This is a genomic window from Streptomyces venezuelae ATCC 10712, from assembly GCF_008639165.1.
In the GTDB taxonomy this organism is placed as follows: Bacteria; Actinomycetota; Actinomycetes; order Streptomycetales; family Streptomycetaceae; genus Streptomyces; species Streptomyces venezuelae.
On the sequence record NZ_CP029197.1, the window covers coordinates 2,322,487 to 2,345,038 of the forward strand.

Sequence of the window (22,552 nt, forward strand, 5' to 3'; positions counted from 1 at the left end):
GGTAGACCATGGCTGCTACGCCGCCCATCAAGCTGTCGGACATCGACAGCACTTTCCTGCCCGAGACCCTCGTCGGGCCCATCTTCGAGAAGTCCGTCGAGCAGTCGGCGGTCATGTCGCTCGCCAAGCGCGTACCGCTGGCGATGACGGCGAACACCGCAGTCCCGGTGCCGCTCGACGTGCCGACGGCTGACTGGGTCGAGCAGGCCGGCCGAAAGCCGATCAGCACCGGCGGCGTCGACATCAAGCAGATGACCGGCAAGAAGATCGCGGTCTTGATCCCGGTCGCCATGGAGGTCGCCGACTCCAACGCGGCGGGCCTGTGGACGCAGCTGCAGCGCGACCTGCCGACCGCGTTCGCCCGGGCCTTCGACCGCGCCACGATCCACGGCAAGACGATGAAGGGCGCCACCGGGCCCTTCGCGGACTACCTGGCGATGACCACGAAGTCGGTCACCATCGGCGGCACGACGCAGGCCAACGGTGGCATCTACGGCGACATCGTCAAGGGTATGAAGGAGACCATCGACGACGACTGGGACTACACCGGCACGGTCCTGGACCACCGGATGAAGCCCAGCCTCCTCGGAGCGACGGACACCACCGGCCGTCCCATCTTCGTCGATACGACCCAGCCGGGTACCGGCGCCGCACTGGCCGGCACGTTGGTCGGCGAGCCGGTCGCATACTCCCGCAGCGTGTCCGGCAAGCTCCGTCGCCAGTCCGGGACCATCGACACTGGTCTGCGCGGCATCGGCGGCGACTGGTCGCAGACCGCCTACGGCGTCGGCATGGACATCACCGTCAAGATTTCCCGCGAGGCGACGTACATCGACGAGGATGGCGGCGTGCACTCCGCCTTCCAGGAGAACCTCGTGCTCCTCCTCGCGGAGGCCTATTACGGCTTCGTCCTCGGCGACGAGGAGGCCTTCGTGAAGTACCTGGCGGCCGGCGGCTCCTCCTGATGCCGGGCGTGGAGGGTGGCCGGGCGCCGATGCGGATCGTCGCCCGGCTGCACGGCTACCCGCCGCGCCACAACGCCGGTGCCGAGTGGATGGTCCACTCCCAGCTCCGGGCCCTCGTCGAGCGGGGCCACGACGTGTCGGTGTGGCTATCCCGCTACACGGATGACAGGGCCGACTACGAGCTCGACGGCGTCCAGGTCATCCCGCTCCAGTCTCGCCTCGACGCCGGATCCGCAATCCGCAAGGCCGACGTCGTGGTCTCTCACCTGGAGAACGTGCCCGCAGCCGGTGCGCTGGCCCGCGGGTACGGGAAGCCTCTGGCGGTGGTCTGTCACAACACCCACCGGCAGAGCTTCCGGGAGATGGCGGGCGGCTGTGACCTGGCCGTCTACAACTCGAACTGGATGAAGCGCGAAGCCGAGCTGTTCTTCGCCGAGTACCCGAAGGGAATCCGGCCGGGCAGCGAAGTCATCGTCAGGCCGCCGGTCTTCGCCGAGGAGTACCGGACGAAGCCAGGCTCCAAGGTGACGCTCATCAACCTGAACGAGGAGAAGGGCGGTCGGCTCTTCGGGGAGCTCGCACGCCGGATGCCGGACGTCGAGTTTCTCGCGGTGACCGGCGCCTACGGCGAGCAGATCGTTCCCGACCTGCCGAACGTCGAAGTGATCAGCCACATGTGCGGCCACGACATGCGGGAGAAGGTGTACAGCCGCACGAAGGTGCTGCTGATGCCGTCCTCGTATGAGTCGTGGGGTAGGGCAGGCGTGGAGGCGCTCGCGAGCGGTTTGCCCGTGGTGGCCCACCCGACGCCTGGATTGTGTGAGTCCCTGGGCGAGGCTGGCGTGTTCGTCGATCTTCACGATGCCGAGGGGTACGAGTCGGTGATCCGGAAGCTCCTGTCGGATCCTGCGGAGTACCGGCTGGTGTCTAAACGGGCTAAGGCCCGCTCGGCGGAGCTCGACCCAACTGCCGATCTATCCGCCTGGGTTGACGCCGTAGAGAGTCTGGCTAGGCGATAGAATGGAGCATGGCATCCAACGTCAGACGTGATCCTCTCGAACGGTTCGAAGAGCAGGTCGGCAAGTCCCCCAATGGCCACTGGGTGTGGGCCGGGGTGCTCTCTAATGGGTACGGAAACTTTTGGGACGGGATCCGCAAGGTTCCCGCTCACAGATGGGCCTACGAGTACTGGGTGGGCCCCATACCCGCTGGCATGCAGATCGATCATCTGTGTCGGATTCGTCAGTGCGTCAATCCGGAGCACCTCGAACCGGTAACTCCGCGAGAGAACGTGTTGCGCAGCGACAGCCCGCCCGGCCTCAGCTACCGCACTGGAAGGTGCAAGCACGGGCACGAGATGACGCCGGAGAACACCTCGTTCAACAAGGCGGGGAGTAGGCAGTGCAAGGCCTGCCGCCGTGCCTCCTTCAAGAGGTACAGGGAGAAGAAGCTGGGCAGGCCAGCCGAGGTCTACAACCGAGACAAGACGCACTGCCCCAAAGGGCACCCATACGACACCGAGAACACATACCTGGAGCCTGACGGCCGCGGCCGTCAGTGCCGGACGTGCAAGCGACAGAACAAGGTCGCAGCACGGGCGAGAGCCCGTGCCGTCTCAGTAGAAGCCCAGTAAGGAGGCGGCGGTGACTTTCGTACCCCCGACGGCTGAGGAGCTGGGCCTCTATCTGGGCCTGGCGGAGATCGACGGCGAGCGGGCTGACCTGCTGATCAAGCAGGCTGTCGCACTGGCCGAGTCGGTGGTGAAGCCGCTTCCCGATCAGGCCACGGCAGTAGTCCTCTCGGTCGCCGGCCGTGCCTACATCAACCCGCAGCAGGTCACCTACGAGACGATCGGGCCGCAGTCTGTGCAGCGCCCGGCCGGGTCTGGCGGCTTGTACCTCACGAAGGCGGACAAGGCGGCTCTGAAGGCTTTGGCCGGTAGGGGCGGGGCCTTCACGGTCGACCCGACTCCCGACGAGGCGACAGCGTCGCCTACGTGGCCGGTGATCGACGGGCGAGTTCCGGGTGAGCCTTACGAACCAGGCTGGGGGTACCGCTGATGCCCGGCCCGTACCCGTTCGGCGAGACCGTGGTACGTCTACGGCGCGGGCCCTCGCCAGGCCGTGATCCTCGAGGCCAGCCGATCCCAGGCCCTCTCGTCGAGACCCTGGTCCTGGGGTGTGTGGTGACTCCCCGCCAGGCGGCTCCTCAGGTCGGCGGCGACGAACAGCAGGCCCGGGACACGGTGATCGTCGGCTGGACGGTGTACGCCCCGCCCGGCACGAACTGGCTGACCACCGACCAGGTCAGGATCCGCGGCGAGACGTGCGAGATCACGGGCGAGCCGGGCGACTGGGGACGCTCGGTGTTCACCGGCACCGCGGGGCCTGTGCAGTTCGCGGCAGACCGCGTCACCGGATAGCCAACCGAGACAAGGAGGCTGCCGTGGCCGCAGCTCGTTTCAGGATGTCCAGGCGGGGAGTGGGGCAGCTCCTGCGCAGCGACCTGGTGCTCGCTGAGATGGTCCGCCGCGCTGAGGTCATCAAGGGAGTCGCGGAGGCTATCGCGCCTGTCGGCGGCCCAGAGGATCCGCACCGCGGCCTGTACAAGGACAGCTTTTTCGTGCAGCCGGTACGCCGCGGTGGCCGGCGACGGGATCGAGCTGTCGCGGTCGTGGGCAACACGGCTCCCCACGGGGCGCACGTCGAGTACGGCACGGAACGTGTCCGCGCCCACCACGTCCTTCTGCGCGCCGCTCAGGCAGGCGGCCGCTGATGGCGGCGGTCGGGAGCGTCGACATCGAGCTTGAGCTCATCCAGTGGCTCCAGGCCCGAACCGGGCCGGATGTCGTCGTCCGCGACGAGGTCGACAACCGTCTCCTTGGCGAACTCCCCACGATCCAGGTCCAGCGGCTGCCTGCTGGCGGTGACGACGGCATCCGGCTCGACAGAGCCTTGGTTGACGTCGACGTCTACCACTCGACTCGGGCCGCGGCCATCGCTCTGGCCGCCCAGGTCCGGGGCTGGCTGCTTACGGACCTGCCCGGCAGCGTCACCGCCGCTGCCGTCTTCGGCCGGGTCACCTCGTCACCTCCGCCGGCAGTCCGCCCCTACGAGAACACGGCTCTGCGCCGAGTGGGCGCCACCTACGAAATCTACAGTCACCCGGTCTCCTGACCGGCCTGGGCCCGCGCCGGACCCATCAGCTCCCGCCCGTGCGCGGGCTTCCTCACGTCTGGAGACGTCATGGTCAACATCACCCGCGCCGCGGACCTGCTCGAGGTCGGCGCCAACGGAGGCGGCTGGGTCGCGCCGCTCGGCACCGCATCGCCCGGCGACCCGCAGGTCCAGCCGCTCGCCCCCTGGCTCCCGCTCGGCGCCCTGTCCGACGATGGCCTCGTCCAGGGCTTCGAGGAGGACTCCCAGTCGTTCACGCCGTGGGGGTACACGTCGCCGATCCGGACGACGATCACCAGCTCCATCAGGACGTTCGCTGTGACCGCCTGGGAGACAGGACGGACCACGGTGCAGTCCCTGCAGTACCGCATCCCGGTCGAGGAGCTGGAGCCGGCGTCGGGCCTGACGACGTTCGCCGAGACCGCGTCGCCGGTGCCGGACCGCCGAGCCTTCTGGTTCGTCGTCCTGGACGGTGAGCTGCAGCGCGGCTTCTACATCCCGCAGGGCGAGATCACCGAGAGGTCGGACGTCACTCACAAGCAGGACGAGGTCGCCGGCTTCCAGTGGACGATCACGTCCTACCCGGACGAGTCCGGGAACACGGTCTACCACGCCGACCGCGTCCCGGCGACCCCCGCCTACACGGGTTCCTGATCGGGTGGACGGGCCGTCAACCGTCGGCGCGGGCCCGGCCCGTCCACCTGCACTTCGCCCGCGCCATCAACCTAGGAGGTCCGCGCCATGACCGCACAGAGCACCACGCCTGCCACGGCTCAGGAAGCCGAAGCCGAGGGGCACTTCATCACCACTCAACTCGCCGGCAAGGACGTCGAGGTCGTCCCGGGCGGAGCCTGGCGCCAGTCCACCATGCGCAAGCTGCGGGCCGGCGACATCGACGGCTTCATGGAGGACGTGCTGAGCCCCGATTCCTACGAGATGTACCTGGACCTCGATCCCACCAACGACGAGGTCGGCGAGTTCGCCAACGCGGCTGGCGAGGCGTCGGGCGAGACGATGGGAAAGTCCAGTGGACCGTCGGCATCGTCGAGGCGCACGCGGAGGAAGTAGAGGCCGACCTGGCCCGCTACTACCCCCGCGACTCCGACCAGATCGACGCCTGGTGGCGGGGCGAGATGACCTCCCGCCGGCTGCGGGTGCTGATCCAGCACTTGCCTCCGGAGTCGTCGACGATGACCGCGCTACGCAACGCCCTCACGCCGGAAGAGCTTGAGGCACAGGCGGACGAGGGGCAGCCAGAGAAGGGCCGCTGGTCGCAGGACCAGCAGCTGCTCGCGTCCTGCTACGACGCGCTGCGGCGAATCGAGCACGTCCTGATCTGCGTGAACACGGAGAAGAAGGCGGCATGGCCGGCTCGTCCGGAGCCCCTGCGACGCCCCGGGGCCGCCCCGAAGAAGGCCAAGACGGCGCGGCTCACGCAGTCCAACGCGGACCGGTTGTTCTCGCTCATCAACGGAGGCGCGGCCTGACGCGCTGAGGGGAGGCCTCCCGATGGCGATCCAGGTCGGCTCCGTCGAGGTTGATGTCGTCCCGAACACTCGCGGCATCTACGCCCAACTGCGGGCAGGTCTTGTGCCGGCAGCCACCCGAGCTGGCGAGGATGCCGGTGCAGCGGCGGGGCGAAGCTTCGGGCCGGCCATGCAGCGGCAGGTCGGTGACGTCGGCCTGCGGATCGGGGAGGAGATCGGGCAGCAGATCGCTACCCGCCTCACCGCGTCGCTGCGGGATTCGGTCCGCGACGGCGTCAACCAGGCGGGACGCACCGCGCGGCCTGCCGCCACCCGCCAGGGCGACGAGACAGCCGGGGCGTTCTCCAGGGCTCTCAGGACCCGCCTGGAGGCCGCCTTCAGGGCGCTTCCCCGGCTCACGATCGACGCCGATACGTCTGAGGCGGACTCCGACCTTCAGGCCCTGCGCTTCCGTATGGAGACGCTGGCCAACCAGCGCATCGGCATCGACATCGAGGCCACTGACGCTCGCGCCGAAATCCGCCTCATCGAGGCGGAGCTGACCCGTCTCGGCGCCAGCCACCCGAACGTACAGGTCCGGGCGGATACGGCAAGGGCTCTGGCCGAGCTCGGCGCCGTCCATGCGGCCATCGACGCCGTCGACGGGAAGCGGGCACGCATCGACGTCGACACGGCCGGCGCGACGTCAGCGGTCCTCCACCTCGCTGTGGCGATCGGCGGTCTCGCGGCGCTTCCCGCGATCCCCGTTCTCGCTGCAGGTATCGGGGCGATCGGCTCGGCTGCCATCGCGGCGGGCGTCGGCGTGGGCGCGCTAGCTGCCGTCGCAATCCCGGCCTTCGTCGGCATAGCAGGCGCCCTGCAGGCTCAGAAGGCCGCCCAAGACGCTGCGACTGCCTCGTCGCTCAAGGGCGCCCAGGCGGCCAGTCAAGGCGCGGCTCAGGTGCTGCAGATGGCCGGCGCGCAGCAGGCACTGGCGGCGGCTGAGCGAAACGGCGCACGCCAGGTGGCGCAGGCACAGCAGCAGGTCCGGCAGGCTCGCGTCGCGGCTGCGGATGCGGTCGTGCAGGCCGCAGAACGGAACGCTCAGGCGGCTCGCGCAATCGAGGACGCCGAGCGGTCCCTGGCCCGCTCCCAGAAGGACGCCAAGCGCGCGCAGGAAGACCTCACGGATGCCCGTCGGGAGGCGGCGCAGGAGCTCGAGGATTTGAACTCCCGCCTGGCAGGAGCCGAGCTGTCCCAGAGGGACGCTGTGCTTGGCGTGAAGGAGGCTCAGGCCGAGCTCAACGCCACCATGCGGGACGCCAGCGCGTCGCAGATCGACAAGGACCGTGCCCAGCTCGCCTACGACCAGGCTGTGCAGCGCCTCAAGGAGCAGTCCACCGAGACCAAGCGGCTCAAGCAGGAGACCACGGAGGCGAACCGGGCGGGCATCGAGGGGTCGGACACGGTTCGCTCAGCGCAGGAGCGACTCGCTGACGCTCAGCAGGAAGTGGCCGACAAGTCGCGCGCGGTACGGGACGCGCAGATCGAGGCCGCTCGGACGCAGGTCGAGACTGCCCGGCAGATCGCTCAAGCCCAGGAGCGGGTCGGCGAAGCAACGGCGAATGTGGCCCAGGCGCAGCAGTCCGCTGCTGAGGCAGTGGCTTCCGCCCAGCGCCAGATCGCCTCCGCGTCGCTCTCGGCGGCCGGAGGCATAGATCAGGCTGCCCTGGCGCAGGCGAAATACCAGGCGGCCCTCGACAAGCTGTCTCCGTCGGCGCGGGCAACGTTCGACGCCTTCCAGTCCCTGCGGACGATGTTCAAGGCATGGTCGACAGCGCTGCAGCCGCAGGTCATGCCCATCTTCACCCGTGCCCTTGAGGGCCTGAAGAACAGCCTGCCGGGGCTCACGCCGTTCGTCATGGCCGCGGCGCGGGCCATCGGAGACCTGCAGGACCGGGTCTCTCGAGGCTTCAAGTCGCCTTGGTGGCTGCAGTTCAAGAAGGACCTGGCCGGCTCGGTGTACCCGGCTCTCATCGGGTTCGGAGTCGGCTTCGGCCGGATCTTCAAGGGCGCGGCCGGCATCGTCCAGGCATTTCTGCCGCACATGGACTCCATCAGCCAGCGGATGCAGGACATCACAGGCAGGTTCGCGACCTGGGGCACTGGCCTGAAGGGCTCGGAGAAGTTTGAGCGCTTCCTCGCCTACGCCTCCAAGCAGGGGCCGATCCTTGCTGGGGTCCTGGGCGACATCGGCTCGGCTCTCTACCAGATCGCGAAGGCTGCTGCGCCGCTGTCCGGGCCGGTCCTCACCGCGCTGGGTGCGGTGGCTTCGGCGCTGGCAAGCATCGCCGAGACGCTCCCGTGGCTGATCCAGCTGATGTACGCGGCGTGGGTGGTGACGAAGCTGTGGACGCTCGCGATGATCGCGTTCAATCTCGTGTTGGCGGCCAACCCCATCACGTTGATCATCATCGGGATCGTGGCCCTCGTCGCCGCGGTCGTCTACGCCTACAAGCACTTCGGTTGGTTCCGGGACACCGTTCAGGCAGTGTGGGCAGGCATCCAGGTCGCTGCGAAGTGGGCGTGGGAGAACGTCCTCAAGCCGGTGTTCGCGGCTCTGGTGGTCGCGTTCAAGGTGGTCGCGGCAGCTGCGGTGTGGCTGTGGCAGACGATCCTCAAGCCCGTCTTCACGTTCATCGCCGACGCGGCCGCGATCCTCGCCACCGTCGTCCTGACGATCCTCATCGCGCCCTTGGTGCTCGCCTTCAAGGCTCTGGCCGCGGTTGCCGAGTGGCTGTGGAACAACGTCTTGGCGCCCGCCTTCAAGGGCATCGCGAAGGACGCCACATGGCTGTGGCAGACGATCCTGAAGCCTGTCTTCCAGGCGATTGCCGCGGCGCTGAGGTGGCTGTGGGAGAACGTGGCTAAGCCTGTCTTCGAGCACTTCAAGAGGGGCTTCAAGCAGCTCGGCGAGGTGGCGAAGTGGGTGTGGGGCAACGCCCTGCAGCCCGTGCTCGGCTGGATCGGCGACAAGGCCAACTGGCTCTGGCAGAGAGCCCTCAAGCCCGCCTTCGCCAACATCAAGACGGGCATCGAATCCGTCGGGAAGAGCTTCGACTCCGCCCGCGGCTTCATCGACCAGGCCTGGTCGAAGATCGCTGACATAGCGAAGAAGCCCGTCCGCTTCATCATCGACAAAATCTACAACGCGGGCATCGTGCCGACCTGGAACTTGATCGCGAAGGCGTTCGGCGCCCCCGCGATCGAGAAGATGGAAACCAAGGGCTGGGCACGTGGCGGCATCCTCCCCGGACAGTCCTCATTCCGGCAGGGCGACGACCAGCTCGTACCGATGCGCCGCGGCGAAGGCGTCTACGTCTCGGAGGCCATGCGGGACCCCTACGAACGGGCCCGACTCCACGCCGTCAACCGTGCGGCGATGGCCGGGAAGCCGCTGGACCAGTACCAGGGGTTCGCCCGCGGCGGCATCTTCGACTGGGTAGGCGACGCCACGTCCAAGGTGGTCGACCTCGCCCAGACGGGCGCGTCATGGCTGAAGGACGGCGTCAAGGCGTCCGCAACCGCAGGCCTGAACAGTGTGGTGGAACCGCTGATCAAGCGGATCTCCGGATCGGCGTCGCTGTACCGCGACATGGTCACCGGCATCCCCCGCAAGATCGTGAAGACGATCGTGGGATTCTCCGGGGAGGCCGACGAGCGGCTCGAGGCGGCCGGTATCGGCGGCGGCGGGTTTACTCGCGGCCTGTCCTGGGCTCGGACCCAGGCAGGCCTGCCCTACCAGTGGGGCGGCAACGGCAACCCCAGCTGGGACTGCTCAGGCCTCGTCTCCGCCATCGAGTCCGTGATCCGCGGCCAGACCCCTCACCGCCGATGGGCCACAGGCGCCTTCTCCGGCAAGACAGCCCCGCCCGGATGGGTCCTGAACGGCCGCAGCCCCTACCGCATCGGCATCACGAACGCCGGCGTCGGCCACACCGCAGGAACGATCAACGGCGTCAACGTCGAGTCCCGCGGAGGCGACGGGGTCGTCATCGGGAAGGGGGCCAGGGCCTGGAACGACAAGCTGTTCACCCACCACTACGCCTACCAGGGCACATTCGACAGCGGCGGCTACCTGCAGCCGGGCCTGAACCTCGCCTACAACGGCACCGGCCGGCCCGAGCCCGTCTTCACCATGGCGCAGGCCAACGCCCTCACCAGGGCGGCAAGCCAGGGGCCGGGCGGGCTGCAGCCGGGCGACGCCCTTGCTCTCGTCGTCGACGGCCACGAGTTCACCGCCTACGTCGACGACCGGGCGAACCTGCAGGTCTCGAACACGCTGATGCCCGCGATCGCCGCAGCACGCGCAGGCAGGAAGGGGTAGAGCATGGCGATCCCCGGCAACTTCCTCAGCGAGTCGACATCGTCGATGGATCCGGCCATCACCGGCTGGACTCCGAAGACGAACTGCACGCTGCTCATGGGCACCGGCGGCCGGGTTGGTGACGGCTGCCTGACCATGAAGTCGGTGGCGGCTGGGGAGATGCAGTGCCGCACGGTCTCTTCGTATGCGGTGGTCGCGGGCAACGACTACGAGGTGTTCGCGGACGCGGCGGGCGGCACCGTTCCGGAGCGCATCGGCATCCGGTGGATGACCGCCTCGAACGTGGAGATCAGCGTCAGCTGGTCGATGACGACGTCCTCGGCGTCGGCGTCGTGGCACCGGATCGCGGTCACCGCCACGGCTCCGACCGACGCCACCATGGCGCAGGTGCTGTTCTCCTCGACGCCCGCCGCCGGCGCCGTGTCCTCGTATCTGGAGAACGTGTACTTCGGCCTCCCGATCCGGACCGGCGGCAACCTGCTGACGCACGGCGCAGAAGGCCACGAGCTGGCGACCAACTGGCCTTATGTCGCGGCGACGAACTGCTCGATCGCCCGGACCATGCCGCCCGTTTCCTGGCCGACGATCAACTATGTCGGCGGCGGGGCAGTCGCGACGATGACCGTTACCGCCAACGGCGACGCGTCGTTCAGGTGTACTGAGCAGGCGCTGGTCACGCCCGGCCAGGAGTATCTGGCTTCCTCGCACCTGAATCCGCCGACCAGCGGGTCCACCGCCTGGATCGAGCTCCGGTTCTACGACGCGGCGCACTCCCAGATCCAGGCCACTCGGGCGAATCTGGCTGCGCCGGGCACGAACTACTACATGCAGTCTGTCTCCGACGTGGCGCCGCCCACGGCCGTCTATGCGTCGGTCGCCTTCGGGCTGACGGGCGCCACCGCGGGGCAGGTGCTGCGCACCGACACCTCGGCCATTACCGTCGCTCCCGTCCTGGTGACGGACTCCGTTGTCCCTTACTCCGACACAAGCTTCGAGGCGGGAGTGGGGACCTGGACGGTCGTTTCTGGCGTGGCCACTCTGGGCCGCACCTCTCCGTGGGCGCCTTCGATCGACGCCTTCTACGCGATGACGATCACGTCGTCGACCGCGACCACATCCGTGATCCGGTCCGGTCGGTACCCCCTCCCTGACGGAGAGGTGAACTTCCGGTCCTCTCTCACGGCGACAGTCACCGCTGGCGGGTGGACCCTGACACGCGGACTGCGCTGGTACGACGCAGCCAATGCCAGCCTCGGCCTGACTACGGGCCTTGCGGGTGCTGCGCCGACACCGGGCTGGTGGAAACTCTCCAACGACTTCGTCCGGCCCGTAGGGGCCACGCAGGTCGCATTCGAATGGACCCTCGTAGCGACGGCGCCATCCTCCGTTCTGCGGGTCGATGTTGCAGCGATCTGGCCCGTCTTGCCGGCATTCGAGGTCGAACCGGACGATGCCACCGGATCGGTCAGGATCACGCTCCGAGAGCTGAACCTCGGCGACGCCGTCAGCCTGTGGCGCGTCACTCCGGACGGCCGCAGAACGCACGTGCGCGGCACCGCAGGGCTCATCAGCGGTACGACGGTGACCTCCAGCTCCATGGTGATCGAGGACTACGAGGCGCCACTGGGCATACCGGTCTACTACTACGCGGAGATGCTTGCTCCGGGAGCAACGTTGGCAAGCCATCGCACAAGCGACACGGTGACGATCAGTCTCGCCGACCGTAACGAGTGCTGGCTGAAGGACCCCGGTAACCCGCAGCGAAATCTGCGAGTCCTGGTGAAGCAGGGCCCCAACTGGCAGCGCCCGATCGCCCAAGCGGAGTACCGCGTCAGGGGCCGGCGTAACAGCGTCGTCCTGTCCGACGTCCGGGGCGGACTCGAGGGCGGCCTTGCCCTCTGGACGCGCACCGACGAGGAACGTGGAGCCCTGCACTGGCTCCTCGACTCCGGCAACGTCCTCCTGTGGCAGGCCATGCCGGGGATGGGCGTCTCCGACATGTACGTCAACGTGGGCCAGGTCGACGAGGCGCGGGTCACGTCCTACGCGCCGGAGCCGTGGCGAGAGTGGCAGCTGCCGCTGCGGGAGGCCGACATGCCGACCACGGTCGGCGTCGCCGGGTCGGCGGGCCGTACCTGGCAGGACGTCCTCACCGAGAACGCCACGTGGGAGGACGTTCTGAACCGGTACGCCACGTGGGAGGACGTCTTCCTCAACCGTCCGATCGGGGGGTGACGTGTATCCGGTCTCTGATCGCTTCCTGGCCACCCTCGCCGGCGACCATGTGCCGGTGACGGAGGTCGTCCTCCTGCGTACTGATGGCAGTGCCGAGCTGCTGGAACACGAGGGCGGATCAGTCACGGTCGACCAGCGGTCGGTGTGCCGCCGCACCTGCTCGGTCGGCGCCACCGATCTGGGGCTGATCCCGCGCAGCCCGCTGGACGAGATCCTGGCCAACGGGGCCCGGCTGCGGATCAGCCGCGGCGTGCGCTACTCCGACGGCTCGTCCGAGCTGGTGCCGCTCGGCGTGTTCCGCATCGACGAGGTCGAGGGCGACGTCGACGTCGGACCGGTGTCCCTCGGGGGCAAGAGCCTGGAATGCGTCGTCTCTGACGACAAGTTCACGACCCCGTATCGGGCAGCTGGTACTGCGGTGGCGGCGATCACTGCTCTCGTCCTGCGGAGCCTCCCTGATGCTGCAGTCGTCAGCATGGTCGCCGACGCCGCGATCGGGGCTCGCACGTGGGACGTCGGCGACGACCCGTGGGTTGCCGCCCAGGAGATCGCGGCTGTCCTGGGCGCCCAGGTGTACTGCGACGCGGACGGCCAGTTCGTGATCCGGGAGCTGCCCGACATCACCACCGTCACGCCTGTGTGGACCGTCGCCGGCGGGGAGGGCGGCGTGTACATCTCGGCGGTCCGCGGCACTTCCGCCGAGGGCGTCTTCAACGCCGTCCACGCCCGCGGCGAGTCCACTGAGACCGGCGCGGCCCCGGTGTCCGCGCTCGTCACCGATTCCGACCCCACCTCGAGCACCTACTGGGGCGGGCCGTTCGGCAGGCGGCCCACGTTTCACAGCTCAACGACCCTGACGACCACCGGCGCCTGCACCCAGGCGGCCACCGTGCTGCTGCGGGGTGCGAAGGCGCCGAACGCGAGGGCCGACTTCTCCACCCTGCCGAACCCCGCCCTGGCCCCCGGCGACGTCCTCCGCGTGGTCTATCCGGACGGAACACGGGAGCTGCACCAGGTCGCATCGTTCACGGTGCCGCTCACCGCTGGCGGCTCCTTCACGGTGCAGACCGTCTCCGCGAAGGAGGGCGCATGACATCGCTCGGGGTCAGCCTCGTCGAGGCGTTGACGGCGGAGAGCAAGAGGGCCGCGGCAGCAGACTCCGGCATCCGGGGTGCGGACTGGCGCCACGCCGTCGTCGCCACGGTCGGCTCGGACGGCACCGTCACGACCACCGATGGGATCATCGCCCGCCGTATGGAGCCCTACGTGGGCGCCAAGGCAGGTGACGTCGTGGTCATCACCGTCTCGCAGGCCGGCGGCTGGGCGTGCTGGGGCCGGTTCGCCTCCGGGTCAGGCTCTGCATGGATCCCCTACACGCCGACCTACGCCGCGTCGGGTGGCGGCGCCGCGCTCGGCAACGGACTCCTGGACGCCGAGTACACCCTCGACGGCGACGAATGCCGGGGCCGGATCTCCTTCGTTGCTGGCAGCACCACGACGTTCGGGTCGGGAGGCCTGCGCTGGGGCCTACCCGTCACAGCCGCGAGCCTGCCGAGCGCCAACATGTTCTGGGCCGGGTCGGCGATGTGCAGCGACGCAGGGCTCGCCTACTACTCGGGCATCTGCCGCATCAGCAGCGGCACCAACTACGTGGTCGGGATCAGCCCCACCACGGCTACTGGCAGCGCGGCCACCGAATGGCGCGCCACGACACCCTTCACCTGGGCCAACGGCGACTACGCCAGCTTCGGCTTCACCTACAAGATCGCCTGACGGGAGCTCTCCATGTCCACAACGGACCCGTATGGGCAGTCCATCAGCATCGCGGCCCTCACGGATGCCCCGAACGCCCAGGCCCTCGCGGCGGGCATTGCCGACGCCGTCGCACCGCGGACCGTCATGCGGTTCACCTCCGCGTCGGCCCGGACAGCGGCGCTCACAGGAGCGGCTGCCCCGGTCGCCGGCATGGTCACCTACCTGGCAACCGAGGACCGGTACGAGGGCCGGATGGCAGACGGCACCTGGCAGGCGCTGTCGCCTGGCCCGTGGATCCCGATTGAGTTCGCCTCCGGGTTCGTGGCCCGATTCGGCAGCCCGGCCTACCGAGTCGTCAACGGCGCGGCCGAGATGCGCGGCAACTTCGAGAAGAGCGACGGCACCCCGTTCACCAAGGGTGTCGCGCTCACCATCATCAACCTGCCGGCGGCTGTACACCCCCCGGCCTACCGCTACTTCACTTGCGCGACAGAGCTCGCCGCCGACGTCTACTGCCGCATCGAGGTAACCCCCGACGGCGACGTCCAGCTGGTCATTCCGACATCGACCGGCACGGCCGCCTCGTGGGCATCCCTCGACAACGTCCGATACTCCCTCACCTGACAGGAGACCTCACGTGATCCGATTCCCCGGACTCGACCCGGACGGCATCGTCTACAAGATCAACCTCTGGTCGGAACTCACCGGCGGCGTGCCCGTCGTCATCGGCGTCCCGACCCGCGGCGACATCGACGCCGAGGCCGTCGTCGAAGAGGTCGGCGCCTTCGCGCGGGCCCTGTCCACACGCCTCGGGACCGACATCACGAGCATCATCCGCCACGAGTCCGTGAGCAGCGAGCTCCCCGTCACGGGCCCGCCGCCCCAGTAGCTCGAACAGTCCGCACCTCGTCCGCCCCGCGCCGTTCAGGCCGGGGCTTTCGTCATCCCTGGAGCCCACATGGCCATGACCGGGCCGCAGCGCATTCCCGGCGCCGTCTTCGACCTCTTCTTCGGCACGGGCCGGTACAGCGGGTCCGACATGGAGGTCAACTGCGGCGTCATTCACACCACCGAGGGCCCGACCCTCTACGACTACCAGGACGGCGCGTCGGCGCCCACGGTCACCTCGGTGCCTGACTTCAAGAACAAGCGGCTCGTCCACCACCAGCACTTCGACGTCGACGAGTCCGCACGCGCCCTCGTCAACAAGCCCGGCGGCGTGCAGACCAACACGGCAAACGTGTTCCAGTGGGAGCTCGTCGGCACCTGCGACCCAGCCACCCACTCGAAGTGGACGCGGCAGGGCATCGCCCACATCTACTGGCCGGAGCCGCCCGATTGGGCCGTGCGTGACGTAGCCGCCCTGATGCGGTGGCTCAACCAGCAGCACGGCATCCCGCTAACGGGCCGGGCCGAGTGGATGGCGTACCCGGCCAGCTACGGCAACAGCCGCGTCCGGATGAGCTTCGCCGAGTGGACCAGCTTCAAGGGCTGGTGCGGCCACCAACACGTCCCCGAGAACGACCACGGCGACCCCGGCGCCCTGCCGTTCGCCCGCATCCTCGCTGTCGCCAAGGGCGGCACACCACCCCAGGAGGTCCCCGACATGGACGCCACGCAGGCGAAGCAGCTCGCCGAGGTATACAAGGTCCTCGTGCCCTACATGGGCTGGCAGTACAAGGGCGCCGGCAAGACCGACGCATGGGGCCTGCTCAACAACCTCACCGCCCAGGTCGCCGCCCAGACCGCCGCGATCAAGGCACTTGCCGGCCAGCTCGGTGACGACGTCGACACCGCCACCGTCGTGGCCGCGGTCGAGAAGGCCATCAAGGACGCCGTCGTGAAGGTGTCCGTCGACGTCACCGGCCCCACCAACTCCTGACCAGAACGGATCCCACCCATGAGAAGCATTCTCGGACGCGAGCCCGCGCTCGTCGTCGCCGCCGTCTCGGCCGGCCTCTCCCTCCTCGTCACCTTCAACGTTGGCCTGTCAGGCGAGCAGGCAGGCGCCATCGTCGCCGTCATCTCCGCCGTCCTGGCAGCCGCGACCGCGGCCGTGACCCGACCGGTCGCCCCGTCGGCGTTCACCGGTCTCGTCGCCGCCGGCGTCGCCCTGCTCGCGGCCTACAACTTCAACGTGGCCCCGGAGACCGTCGGCGCCCTGAACGCGGTGGTGCTGGCGGTGCTTGGTCTCGTCACCCGCGGCCAGGTCAGCCCGGTCTCGGCCAGCAGCCGACCGCTGTCTGGGGTGTAGGTGCCGCGCCGCGTAGCCCGGCGTCTGTCCCGGATCCTCGGCCGCCGCGGCGCGTTCCTCGCCTCCTTCGGGACGCTGTGGGCGCTGTACGGATTCGGGCAGCTCGTCGAGCCTCTGCCGGACACCCGCGGCATCCGGCTGCTGCTCAACCTGATGCCTCTCGACGCCTGGGCTTGCTGCTGGATCGTGTCCGGCCTGCTCGCTGTGGCGTCGTCTGCGCTGCCGGAAGGGCGGGACTGGCTTGCCTTCCCCGCCTTGCTGGCCATCGTCGTTCCCTGGATGCTCGCGTACCTCGTGTCGTGGTGGCCTCTCGGAGACAACGCAAGGGGGTGGGTGACGGCGCTGATCTGGGCGGTAGCCGCAGTGCCGGTGATCGTGGTGGCGGGATGGCGCGAGCCTCCACGCCCCAAGAATCTGGAGTGAGCCCATGAGCAACGCCGAGATGTGGACCGCAGTGTCCGGGGGCGTGGTGGGGGCCGCCTCAGCTGTGGCGACCTTCTGGGGCGGATGGGCGGCCCGCCGAACGAGAGGCGACCGAAGGCGCGACGACTTCACTGTCGTCACGGACCGAATGGAGACCGCGATCGTCCGGCAGGAGAAGCGGATCGCCGAGCTGGAGCAGAGCTCCGACCGGCAGGACCAGCGCCTGGAGGGCGCCGGTGTCGCGATCAGCTATCTCATCGAGCGGGTCCGCGGGCTGACGACATGGGTGCGGGCTGCGGGCCTTGAGCCGCCGGCCGCACCGCCCGTGCCGGAGCGGGCCCGCGAGTTCATCCACCACGACGTGTGAACTGGATTGCTATGAGCGAACCGCTGTCTGAGCGGCGTGTCTACCTGAGGGTCGACGAGACCGGCGGCGACGTGGCTGCCCTCGTCGACCTGGGCGTACTCGAGCCGCAGCCCGAACCCCCGCCGGACGAGCCGGCACCCGAGCCGATCCCTGAGAAATGACAGAGCCCCCGCCGCGTTACGCGGCGGGGGCCTTCTGCTGTGCTGCATGCGCTGGCGGGACGCAAAAGGACTGAATTACGTCTGGCCTGAATTCAGTCCGCGTGCTAGGTTGGATCCATGGACATCAGGACCGAACTCGACAACTTCCTCGGCGAGAAGCGCGCGCTGGTCGACGCGATCGCACGCGAGTTCCGCGCCGGCACACCGGCCAAGGAGATCGCCCGCACGGTCGCACCGGCCTTCAGCCGGGACCAGGTGACCCAGTACCTGTCTGCCGTCGCTCTGGCGGACAAGGCCCGAAAGGCCCTGGATGAGGCTGGGCTCGCTTTCGCCGCCGACGTGTTGGTGAGCGGTATCGACACGCCGCGCGAAGCGCGGCTGATCCCTGCAGCAGATCCGGAGGAGACCCCCGACTACCCCTCCCTGCCGACGCGGATCCGGGACGCGCTGCGCGCCTTCCACATCACCCTGGACCTGCTGCAGACCGGCGAGCACGACGAAGACACCAGCGACGCCGAGATCGACGGATTCTTCCTCGACGGCCAGCCCGTCCGCCTGATCAAACTGAAGCCGCGCACCTGACCCGTCGACAGGAACAACACTCCAAGGAAGGGCATGATGAGTCAGATCACCGCCACCGAGTACGGCCTCGCCTCCAAGTCCCTCGAAGACATCGAGCCCCTGGGGCAGATCACCCAGCGACGCGCCGAGACCATCCTGAATGACAGCCGAAGGCAGTGGCCCGACGTGTACCTCGTACAGCGAACCGACGGCGCGGCCTGGCAGCCGGCCGCTTCCTTGCACCTCGGACGCTGAGGCCGAAGCACCTTGCCCCCTCCCACGGGAGGGGGCTCTTCGCCGTTCCTGACCCGAAGACTGCCGCCACCTCGGCTTGCGAATGAAACAGCCTGCGACTTTCACGCCGCCTGGTACTGGTGCGCCCGCCCGCCCCGCCACTCGACCCAGCTTGGGTCGTCTAGGATCCGCTCGCCGTCGGGCAGCCCGGCCCGGCGCAGGAACTCGACGAGATCGTGGTCGTCATGGGCCAGGCCGAGGATCTCGCCGCCGGCGGTGACACGGCGGCCGCCCGTCGGGCTGGGACGGTGGACGACTATCGGAGCACCCATGCCTCCAGGGTGCACCGGGGTCAGCTACTCGAGCACCCCGAGCTCGGAGTCGGGCCGGCAGATCTCACAGGCGCGGAGGCCGCCGCTGGTGATGGCCTGCCGGGCCTGTTCCTGGCTGAGGGGTTTCGTGTGGTGGCTGGCCATGCGGCAGTCGCCGAGGTGCACGGAGTCCGCAGACGCTTTGCCGCCGACGCGCAGGTAAGAGAGGACGAAGGCGGGACCTTCGGGCAGCGGCCGGCGGGAGGCACGCTCCCGTACCTTCGCGAGCTCGGCTTCGATCCAGCGCTCGGTCTGGGCGAGCTGGGAGCACTGCACGCGATACAGGAACCGCAGCTTCTCCAGCTCGGGCGACGTCGGCTCATCGGGCACATGTTCGATTCTAGTCCTGTGGATCGCCCCCGGCTGTCAGCGGCTGCTCGTACAGTGAGGCCATCCATCCGCGTCTACTGGCTGATGCGGCACTCGGACCCGCCCCGGCGTGATGCACCGGGGCGGGACACCCTCTGGAGACTCCATGGAAGACCTGATCGCGTTCCTCCGCGCCCGCCTCGACGAAGACGAGGAACTGGCTCTCCAGGCGCAGCAGCTGGGCGGTGCGCCTTCCTGGGACTCGGCCGCCGATGTGTTGCTGCTTCCCGGCCTCAAGACGCGTCGCCGTCTGGCCGAGCAGGGCGTACCGGATGCCTTGCAGGACGCCGTAGAGGCGCACGCCGCCCGTCACGATCCCGCGCGGGTGCTGGCCGACGTCGACGCCAAACGGCGGATCGTGACCGCCTACGAGGAAGCCGCAACCGAGTTCCAGGACATTGGGCCCGGCATGGTGAGCTACGACCGAATGGTCGGGTCCGTCAGCTCCCTGCGGACCGCGATCGAGTGCCTCTCCCTGGCCTATGCCGACCACCCGGACTATCAGGACATGTGGCGGCCGTAGCTGTCGGCGCCCTACTTCTTCGCCTTCTCGGCTTCCTTGCGCTTCTTCTCCGCGTACCCCTCCGGGTTGAGCACGGCGAGCTTCACCTCGGCTTCGACGTCGAAGCGCGACTGGCCCGTGGCCTTCGCGTGCTCCGTGATCGCGGCCTGGATGACCGTCGCGGCCTCGAGCCAGGGCGTCCACGCCTCGGCGCTGTACGGCCCGGCCTGGGCTTCCCGCTGGGCATCGACAGCAGCCTGCTGGATCTGGATGAGTTCGTCAGAGAGTTTGATCGGCACGGCACGGATCCTAAGCGGCGAGTTCCTGGTCGTCCTGTACCGCCTCGGTCCACGCGGCCACGAGCACCTGGTAGATCCGCTGCTCGTCCGCCGTCAGCGGGCGACGCTGTTCGCCGGCGCGCGCGTAGAGGCAGCGGATGGCGTCGTTCAGGGCTTCGAGGCTCGGGGTCTCTCTGGGGCGGTCGGGCATGCAGCCAAGGCTAGGGCCCGGGTCTGACAAAGCTGGCAGGAATCGGGCGTGCGTTCCGCCACGGACACACGCCAGGGGAATGTCTGATTCCAAATAGATGCCCTGAGCCACTGTTGCCGGAGGGCAGGAGTCGTCATGCTCTGCCGTAAGGGGTGTCGCGGTCGATGGGCCGTGGCTGCACAGCTAGGGGAGGAGATCGCGCGTGGGGACGTTAAGCGCGCGAGCTACGCGAAGGAGGTGGCTGAATTTGGCATCGTTCTGGCCGCCCTCGATGCGCTGGATCGTGGACCGATCGATCTCGGCCCGGTGCGCGAGCTCTTCTTGCGTGAGGTCTGCATAGAGCCGGGCATCACGGATCCGCCGCCCTAGCGCCTGCTGGGCGCTGGTGATCCATTCGGGCTGATCGGCGGGCACCAGACAAACGGTCGACCGATCAAGATCATTTGTCAGCAGCTACTTTGCGGCTTTTTATGATCATGATTCAAGCGAGGCTGGAAGGGTATGGCCGGAAGTAACGCAAGACCGACAGCCCTGCGGCACCTAGCGCCAGCCGCAGGGCTACGTGTAGTTTCCATGATTCGAACGCTTGTTCACTCGAAAGGGTGAACAACTCCCCGGGGCTGCATCCGTTAGACAGGGTGAGGAGTCGTTCTCATAGACGTGCCGAGTCGGCTCTCAGGGTGGCCCCCATGTTGGCGGGCTCGGCACACACGGCGACCCCCCTTCGACGGCAGAAGGGGGGTCGCCGCTTTCGTGCTCCCACCTGCAGGTTCACCCGATCCTCTTGGGGGATTTTTAGGGGGCGAACCGCTGTACTGAGAGTGCCTAGAAGGGTAGTGAAGGTGTACTCAAAGTGCCGCACAAAGCAGAAGACCCAGGCCAAAGAACGCTCTGACCTGGGTCTTCTTCGACCTTTCGCGAGGTCAACACGGTGGGCGCGGACGGTTTCGAACCGCCGACATCTGCTTTGTAAGAGCAGCGCTCTACCCCTGAGCTACGCACCCGTGGAAGAGGCAACAGCCTACATGGCGCACGGGTGGGTGCCGCAATCCGGTATCTGGGGTGGCGGGGGGGGGTGGGGTGAACTGATCGGGTCGTGTGTTCGTCCTTACCGGGTGGGAGAATGAACCGGACCGGGCACGGCGGACACAGCACGGGAGAGGTACGTGGCGGCGAGCGAGGCTAGGGGGGCGGCCGGGTCCGGCTTCGGGCGGGGCGGGCGGGCCGGTGGTGGGGGGCGGGTGCCTTCCGGGGTGCGGCTCGCGTTCGTTCTGCCTCTGCTGGTCGGGGCCCTGGTGCCGCACGCGTTCGCCGGCGGCGGGACCCGTCGTTGGTTCGGCGGGCGCGGCGAGGGGCAGCGGGCCGAGGCGCAGGCCGCCAAGGACGCCGCCGCCGCGGCCTTCTACGAGCTGGACACCGCCCAGCGCGGGCTGCGCATCTCCGTCGAGACCATCACGGCCGTCGACAGCTCCCCCGAGGCCCGCCGGGCCGTCGAGGGTTTCGAGGCCCTCGGGCGGCGGATCGACGAGGTCAGCCACACCTACATCGCGGCGGTGGACGCCCACGACCTCGACCGCGACGAGCTCGACGCCGCCACCGCCAACCGCGCCCGGTCCGAACTGGCCCGCGCCAAGGAGGAGCTGGACCGGGTGAAGGGCGAGCTCGACCGGTACGAGGAGGGGCTCGCGCCGCTCCTCGGGCGGGCCGAGACCCAGCTCGCCCGGCTCGCCCCGGCCGTCGAGCGGGCCCGGCAGGCCCTGCGCGGCGCGAGCGGCGCCCTCGACTCCGTACGGGACGGCGGGCTGCGCGCCGACGACCTGGCCGCCCGGCTCGCCGCGCTCGGGCCCGAGCTCACCCGGCTCAACGAAGGCGCCGGACGGCACGGCGTCCCCGAGACCCTCCAGCGGGCCGACCGGGTACTGCGGGACGCCGAGGCCGTACGGGCCGAGGCCGAGCGGCTGCCCGAACGGGCCGCCGAGATCGACCGGCGCCTCGTCTCGCTCCGTACCCGCACCGAGGCGCTCACCACCCGCACCGGGGGTGTCGAGCCGGTCCTGTCCGAGCTGCGGCGGCGTTTCACCGCGCCCTGCTGGCAGGACCTCCAGCACGTGCCCGAGCAGGCCGCCGCCACGCTCCGGCAGGCCGAGGAGCGGCTCGCCGAGGCCGGGAAGGCGCGGGCCGAGCAGCGCTGGCCCGACGCGACCTCGCTCCTGTCGACCGTCCGCGCGCTGCTCGACTCCACCGACGAGGCCGTGTCGGCCGCCGGGGACCGGCTCCGGCGGCTCGACGCCGTCGCCAAGGACCCGAAGGCGGAGATCGACCGTGCCCGGTTCGCCGTACGGGACGCCCAGCGGCTCGCCATGGCCGGGCGCAGCACCCCCGACCCCCGGCACGCCCGGCCCCTCGACGAGGCGGTCGCGCGGCTCGACCGGGCGGTGGACGGCCTGGAGGGGCGGCACCCGGACTACTGGCACTTCCTGACCGAGCTGGAGGGCGTACGGGCCACGGCCGCGCACGTCGTCGGGCAGATCCGGGAGGATCGGGGCGGCGGCGCGCAGTGAGCGGCCGCGGGGCGCCGCGGGGCCCTGCCCGTAGTTCTTCGCAGGCTCTAGCCTGTGTCCATGCCTCGTTATGAATTCCGCTGCCGCACCTGCGGCGACACGTTCGAGCTCAGCCGTCCGATGGCCGAGTCCTCCGACCCGGCCTCCTGCCCCGCCGGGCACGACGACACCGTGAAGCTGCTCTCGGCCGTGGCCGTCGGCGGCTCCGCCGGCAGCTCCGCCCCCGCGCCGGGCGGGGGCGGGGGCGGGTGCTGCGGCGGTGGATGCTGCGGCTAG

General features: G+C 69.0%; 30 protein-coding genes and 1 tRNA gene. 25 read left to right on the forward strand and 6 right to left on the reverse strand.

Features of this window, described 5'->3' with window-relative positions:
• Positions 1-8: 8 nt before the first annotated feature.
• The 22 genes from DEJ43_RS10615 (at position 9) to DEJ43_RS10720 (ending at position 18,005) form a co-directional block, all read left to right on the forward strand.
• Entirely contained in the window at positions 9-965 is a 957-nt protein-coding gene (locus tag DEJ43_RS10615; RefSeq protein ID WP_015033349.1) for a phage major capsid protein, read from the forward strand.
• 29 nt (positions 966-994) lie between these two features.
• A complete protein-coding gene (locus DEJ43_RS10620; RefSeq protein WP_106433702.1) occupies positions 995-1,984 on the forward strand; it encodes a glycosyltransferase family 4 protein in 990 nt (329 codons plus the stop codon).
• An 8-nt stretch (positions 1,985-1,992) separates the two neighbouring features.
• Positions 1,993-2,598, forward strand: a complete 606-nt coding sequence (locus DEJ43_RS10625) for an HNH endonuclease signature motif containing protein (protein ID WP_015033351.1) — start codon at positions 1,993-1,995, stop codon at positions 2,596-2,598.
• 10 nt (positions 2,599-2,608) lie between these two features.
• Positions 2,609-3,025, forward strand: coding sequence for a hypothetical protein (locus DEJ43_RS10630; protein ID WP_015033352.1), 417 nt, complete (start codon positions 2,609-2,611; stop codon positions 3,023-3,025).
• 125 nt (positions 3,026-3,150) lie between these two features.
• The gene (locus DEJ43_RS10635) at positions 3,151-3,387 is read left to right on the forward strand and encodes a hypothetical protein (protein ID WP_233447938.1); all 237 of its coding nucleotides are present in this window, start codon (positions 3,151-3,153) and stop codon (positions 3,385-3,387) included.
• Positions 3,388-3,739: 352 nt separating this feature from the next.
• Positions 3,740-4,141, forward strand: a complete 402-nt coding sequence (locus DEJ43_RS10645; RefSeq protein ID WP_015033355.1) for a hypothetical protein — start codon at positions 3,740-3,742, stop codon at positions 4,139-4,141.
• 69 nt (positions 4,142-4,210) lie between these two features.
• Complete coding sequence (locus tag DEJ43_RS10650; RefSeq protein ID WP_015033356.1) at positions 4,211-4,795, forward strand: phage tail tube protein; 585 nt, start codon at positions 4,211-4,213, stop codon at positions 4,793-4,795.
• Between the two features lie 87 nt (positions 4,796-4,882).
• Positions 4,883-5,209 carry a hypothetical protein gene (locus tag DEJ43_RS10655; RefSeq protein WP_015033357.1) on the forward strand — a complete coding sequence of 109 codons (327 nt, stop codon included), beginning with the start codon at positions 4,883-4,885 and terminating at the stop codon, positions 5,207-5,209.
• A gap of 65 nt (positions 5,210-5,274) precedes the next feature.
• On the forward strand, positions 5,275-5,628 hold the full coding sequence (locus DEJ43_RS10660; RefSeq protein ID WP_015033358.1) for a hypothetical protein: 354 nt from the start codon (positions 5,275-5,277) through the stop codon (positions 5,626-5,628).
• A 22-nt stretch (positions 5,629-5,650) separates the two neighbouring features.
• Positions 5,651-9,994 carry a hypothetical protein gene (locus DEJ43_RS10665; protein WP_015033359.1) on the forward strand — a complete coding sequence of 1,448 codons (4,344 nt, stop codon included), beginning with the start codon at positions 5,651-5,653 and terminating at the stop codon, positions 9,992-9,994.
• Between the two features lie 3 nt (positions 9,995-9,997).
• On the forward strand, positions 9,998-12,229 hold the full coding sequence (locus DEJ43_RS10670) for a hypothetical protein (RefSeq protein ID WP_015033360.1): 2,232 nt from the start codon (positions 9,998-10,000) through the stop codon (positions 12,227-12,229).
• Positions 12,230-12,284: 55 nt separating this feature from the next.
• On the forward strand, positions 12,285-13,322 hold the full coding sequence (locus DEJ43_RS10675; protein ID WP_233447939.1) for a DUF5047 domain-containing protein: 1,038 nt from the start codon (positions 12,285-12,287) through the stop codon (positions 13,320-13,322).
• Positions 13,319-14,002, forward strand: coding sequence for a hypothetical protein (locus DEJ43_RS10680; RefSeq protein ID WP_015033362.1), 684 nt, complete (start codon positions 13,319-13,321; stop codon positions 14,000-14,002). Before DEJ43_RS10675 ends, DEJ43_RS10680 begins: the two co-directional genes overlap by 4 nt.
• 12 nt (positions 14,003-14,014) lie before the next feature.
• Positions 14,015-14,608, forward strand: coding sequence for a hypothetical protein (locus DEJ43_RS10685; RefSeq protein WP_015033363.1), 594 nt, complete (start codon positions 14,015-14,017; stop codon positions 14,606-14,608).
• 13 nt (positions 14,609-14,621) lie between these two features.
• On the forward strand, positions 14,622-14,873 hold the full coding sequence (locus DEJ43_RS10690) for a hypothetical protein (protein WP_015033364.1): 252 nt from the start codon (positions 14,622-14,624) through the stop codon (positions 14,871-14,873).
• Between the two features lie 69 nt (positions 14,874-14,942).
• Complete coding sequence (locus tag DEJ43_RS10695) at positions 14,943-15,866, forward strand: N-acetylmuramoyl-L-alanine amidase (RefSeq protein ID WP_015033365.1); 924 nt, start codon at positions 14,943-14,945, stop codon at positions 15,864-15,866.
• A gap of 18 nt (positions 15,867-15,884) precedes the next feature.
• Positions 15,885-16,238: a hypothetical protein gene (locus tag DEJ43_RS10700; protein ID WP_015033366.1), complete on the forward strand. Its 354-nt coding sequence runs from the start codon at positions 15,885-15,887 to the stop codon at positions 16,236-16,238.
• Entirely contained in the window at positions 16,239-16,661 is a 423-nt protein-coding gene (locus DEJ43_RS10705) for a hypothetical protein (RefSeq protein ID WP_015033367.1), read from the forward strand.
• Between the two features lie 148 nt (positions 16,662-16,809).
• Positions 16,810-17,028, forward strand: coding sequence for a hypothetical protein (locus DEJ43_RS37415; protein ID WP_148281994.1), 219 nt, complete (start codon positions 16,810-16,812; stop codon positions 17,026-17,028).
• Positions 17,029-17,039: 11 nt separating this feature from the next.
• Positions 17,040-17,189 carry a hypothetical protein gene (locus tag DEJ43_RS37420; RefSeq protein WP_158506257.1) on the forward strand — a complete coding sequence of 50 codons (150 nt, stop codon included), beginning with the start codon at positions 17,040-17,042 and terminating at the stop codon, positions 17,187-17,189.
• Positions 17,190-17,306: 117 nt separating this feature from the next.
• The gene (locus tag DEJ43_RS10715; RefSeq protein WP_015033369.1) at positions 17,307-17,771 is read left to right on the forward strand and encodes a hypothetical protein; all 465 of its coding nucleotides are present in this window, start codon (positions 17,307-17,309) and stop codon (positions 17,769-17,771) included.
• Positions 17,772-17,807: 36 nt separating this feature from the next.
• Positions 17,808-18,005 (forward strand): hypothetical protein, encoded by a 198-nt coding sequence (locus DEJ43_RS10720; RefSeq protein WP_145953700.1) that lies wholly within the window; start codon positions 17,808-17,810, stop codon positions 18,003-18,005.
• 101 nt (positions 18,006-18,106) lie between these two features.
• On the opposite strand, the gene DEJ43_RS10725 is transcribed toward DEJ43_RS10720, so the two are convergent.
• Positions 18,107-18,316, reverse strand: a complete 210-nt coding sequence (locus tag DEJ43_RS10725) for a hypothetical protein (RefSeq protein WP_015033371.1) — start codon at positions 18,314-18,316, stop codon at positions 18,107-18,109.
• 24 nt (positions 18,317-18,340) lie between these two features.
• Positions 18,341-18,685, reverse strand: a complete 345-nt coding sequence (locus DEJ43_RS10730) for a DUF6233 domain-containing protein (RefSeq protein WP_015033372.1) — start codon at positions 18,683-18,685, stop codon at positions 18,341-18,343.
• A 145-nt stretch (positions 18,686-18,830) separates the two neighbouring features.
• On the opposite strand from DEJ43_RS10730, the gene DEJ43_RS10735 reads away from it, so the two are divergent.
• Positions 18,831-19,247 carry a DUF6221 family protein gene (locus tag DEJ43_RS10735; RefSeq protein WP_041662341.1) on the forward strand — a complete coding sequence of 139 codons (417 nt, stop codon included), beginning with the start codon at positions 18,831-18,833 and terminating at the stop codon, positions 19,245-19,247.
• An 11-nt stretch (positions 19,248-19,258) separates the two neighbouring features.
• Here the strand turns inward: DEJ43_RS10735 and DEJ43_RS10740 are convergent, their stop codons facing one another.
• The 4 genes from DEJ43_RS10740 to DEJ43_RS10755 all read right to left on the reverse strand — a co-directional run bounded on the left by DEJ43_RS10740 (position 19,259) and on the right by DEJ43_RS10755 (position 20,719).
• Positions 19,259-19,525 (reverse strand): hypothetical protein, encoded by a 267-nt coding sequence (locus tag DEJ43_RS10740; RefSeq protein WP_015033374.1) that lies wholly within the window; start codon positions 19,523-19,525, stop codon positions 19,259-19,261.
• A gap of 10 nt (positions 19,526-19,535) precedes the next feature.
• Entirely contained in the window at positions 19,536-19,715 is a 180-nt protein-coding gene (locus tag DEJ43_RS10745) for a hypothetical protein (RefSeq protein ID WP_015033375.1), read from the reverse strand.
• Positions 19,716-19,898: 183 nt separating this feature from the next.
• Positions 19,899-20,129: a helix-turn-helix domain-containing protein gene (locus DEJ43_RS10750; RefSeq protein WP_233447940.1), complete on the reverse strand. Its 231-nt coding sequence runs from the start codon at positions 20,127-20,129 to the stop codon at positions 19,899-19,901.
• Positions 20,130-20,647: 518 nt separating this feature from the next.
• Positions 20,648-20,719: transfer RNA gene (locus tag DEJ43_RS10755), tRNA-Val, on the reverse strand.
• 237 nt (positions 20,720-20,956) lie between these two features.
• Between DEJ43_RS10755 and DEJ43_RS10760 the strand changes: the two genes are divergently transcribed.
• Both DEJ43_RS10760 and DEJ43_RS10765 read left to right on the forward strand, forming a co-directional pair.
• Positions 20,957-22,276 (forward strand): coiled-coil domain-containing protein, encoded by a 1,320-nt coding sequence (locus DEJ43_RS10760; protein WP_051025862.1) that lies wholly within the window; start codon positions 20,957-20,959, stop codon positions 22,274-22,276.
• Positions 22,277-22,336: 60 nt separating this feature from the next.
• Entirely contained in the window at positions 22,337-22,552 is a 216-nt protein-coding gene (locus tag DEJ43_RS10765; protein ID WP_015033378.1) for an FmdB family zinc ribbon protein, read from the forward strand.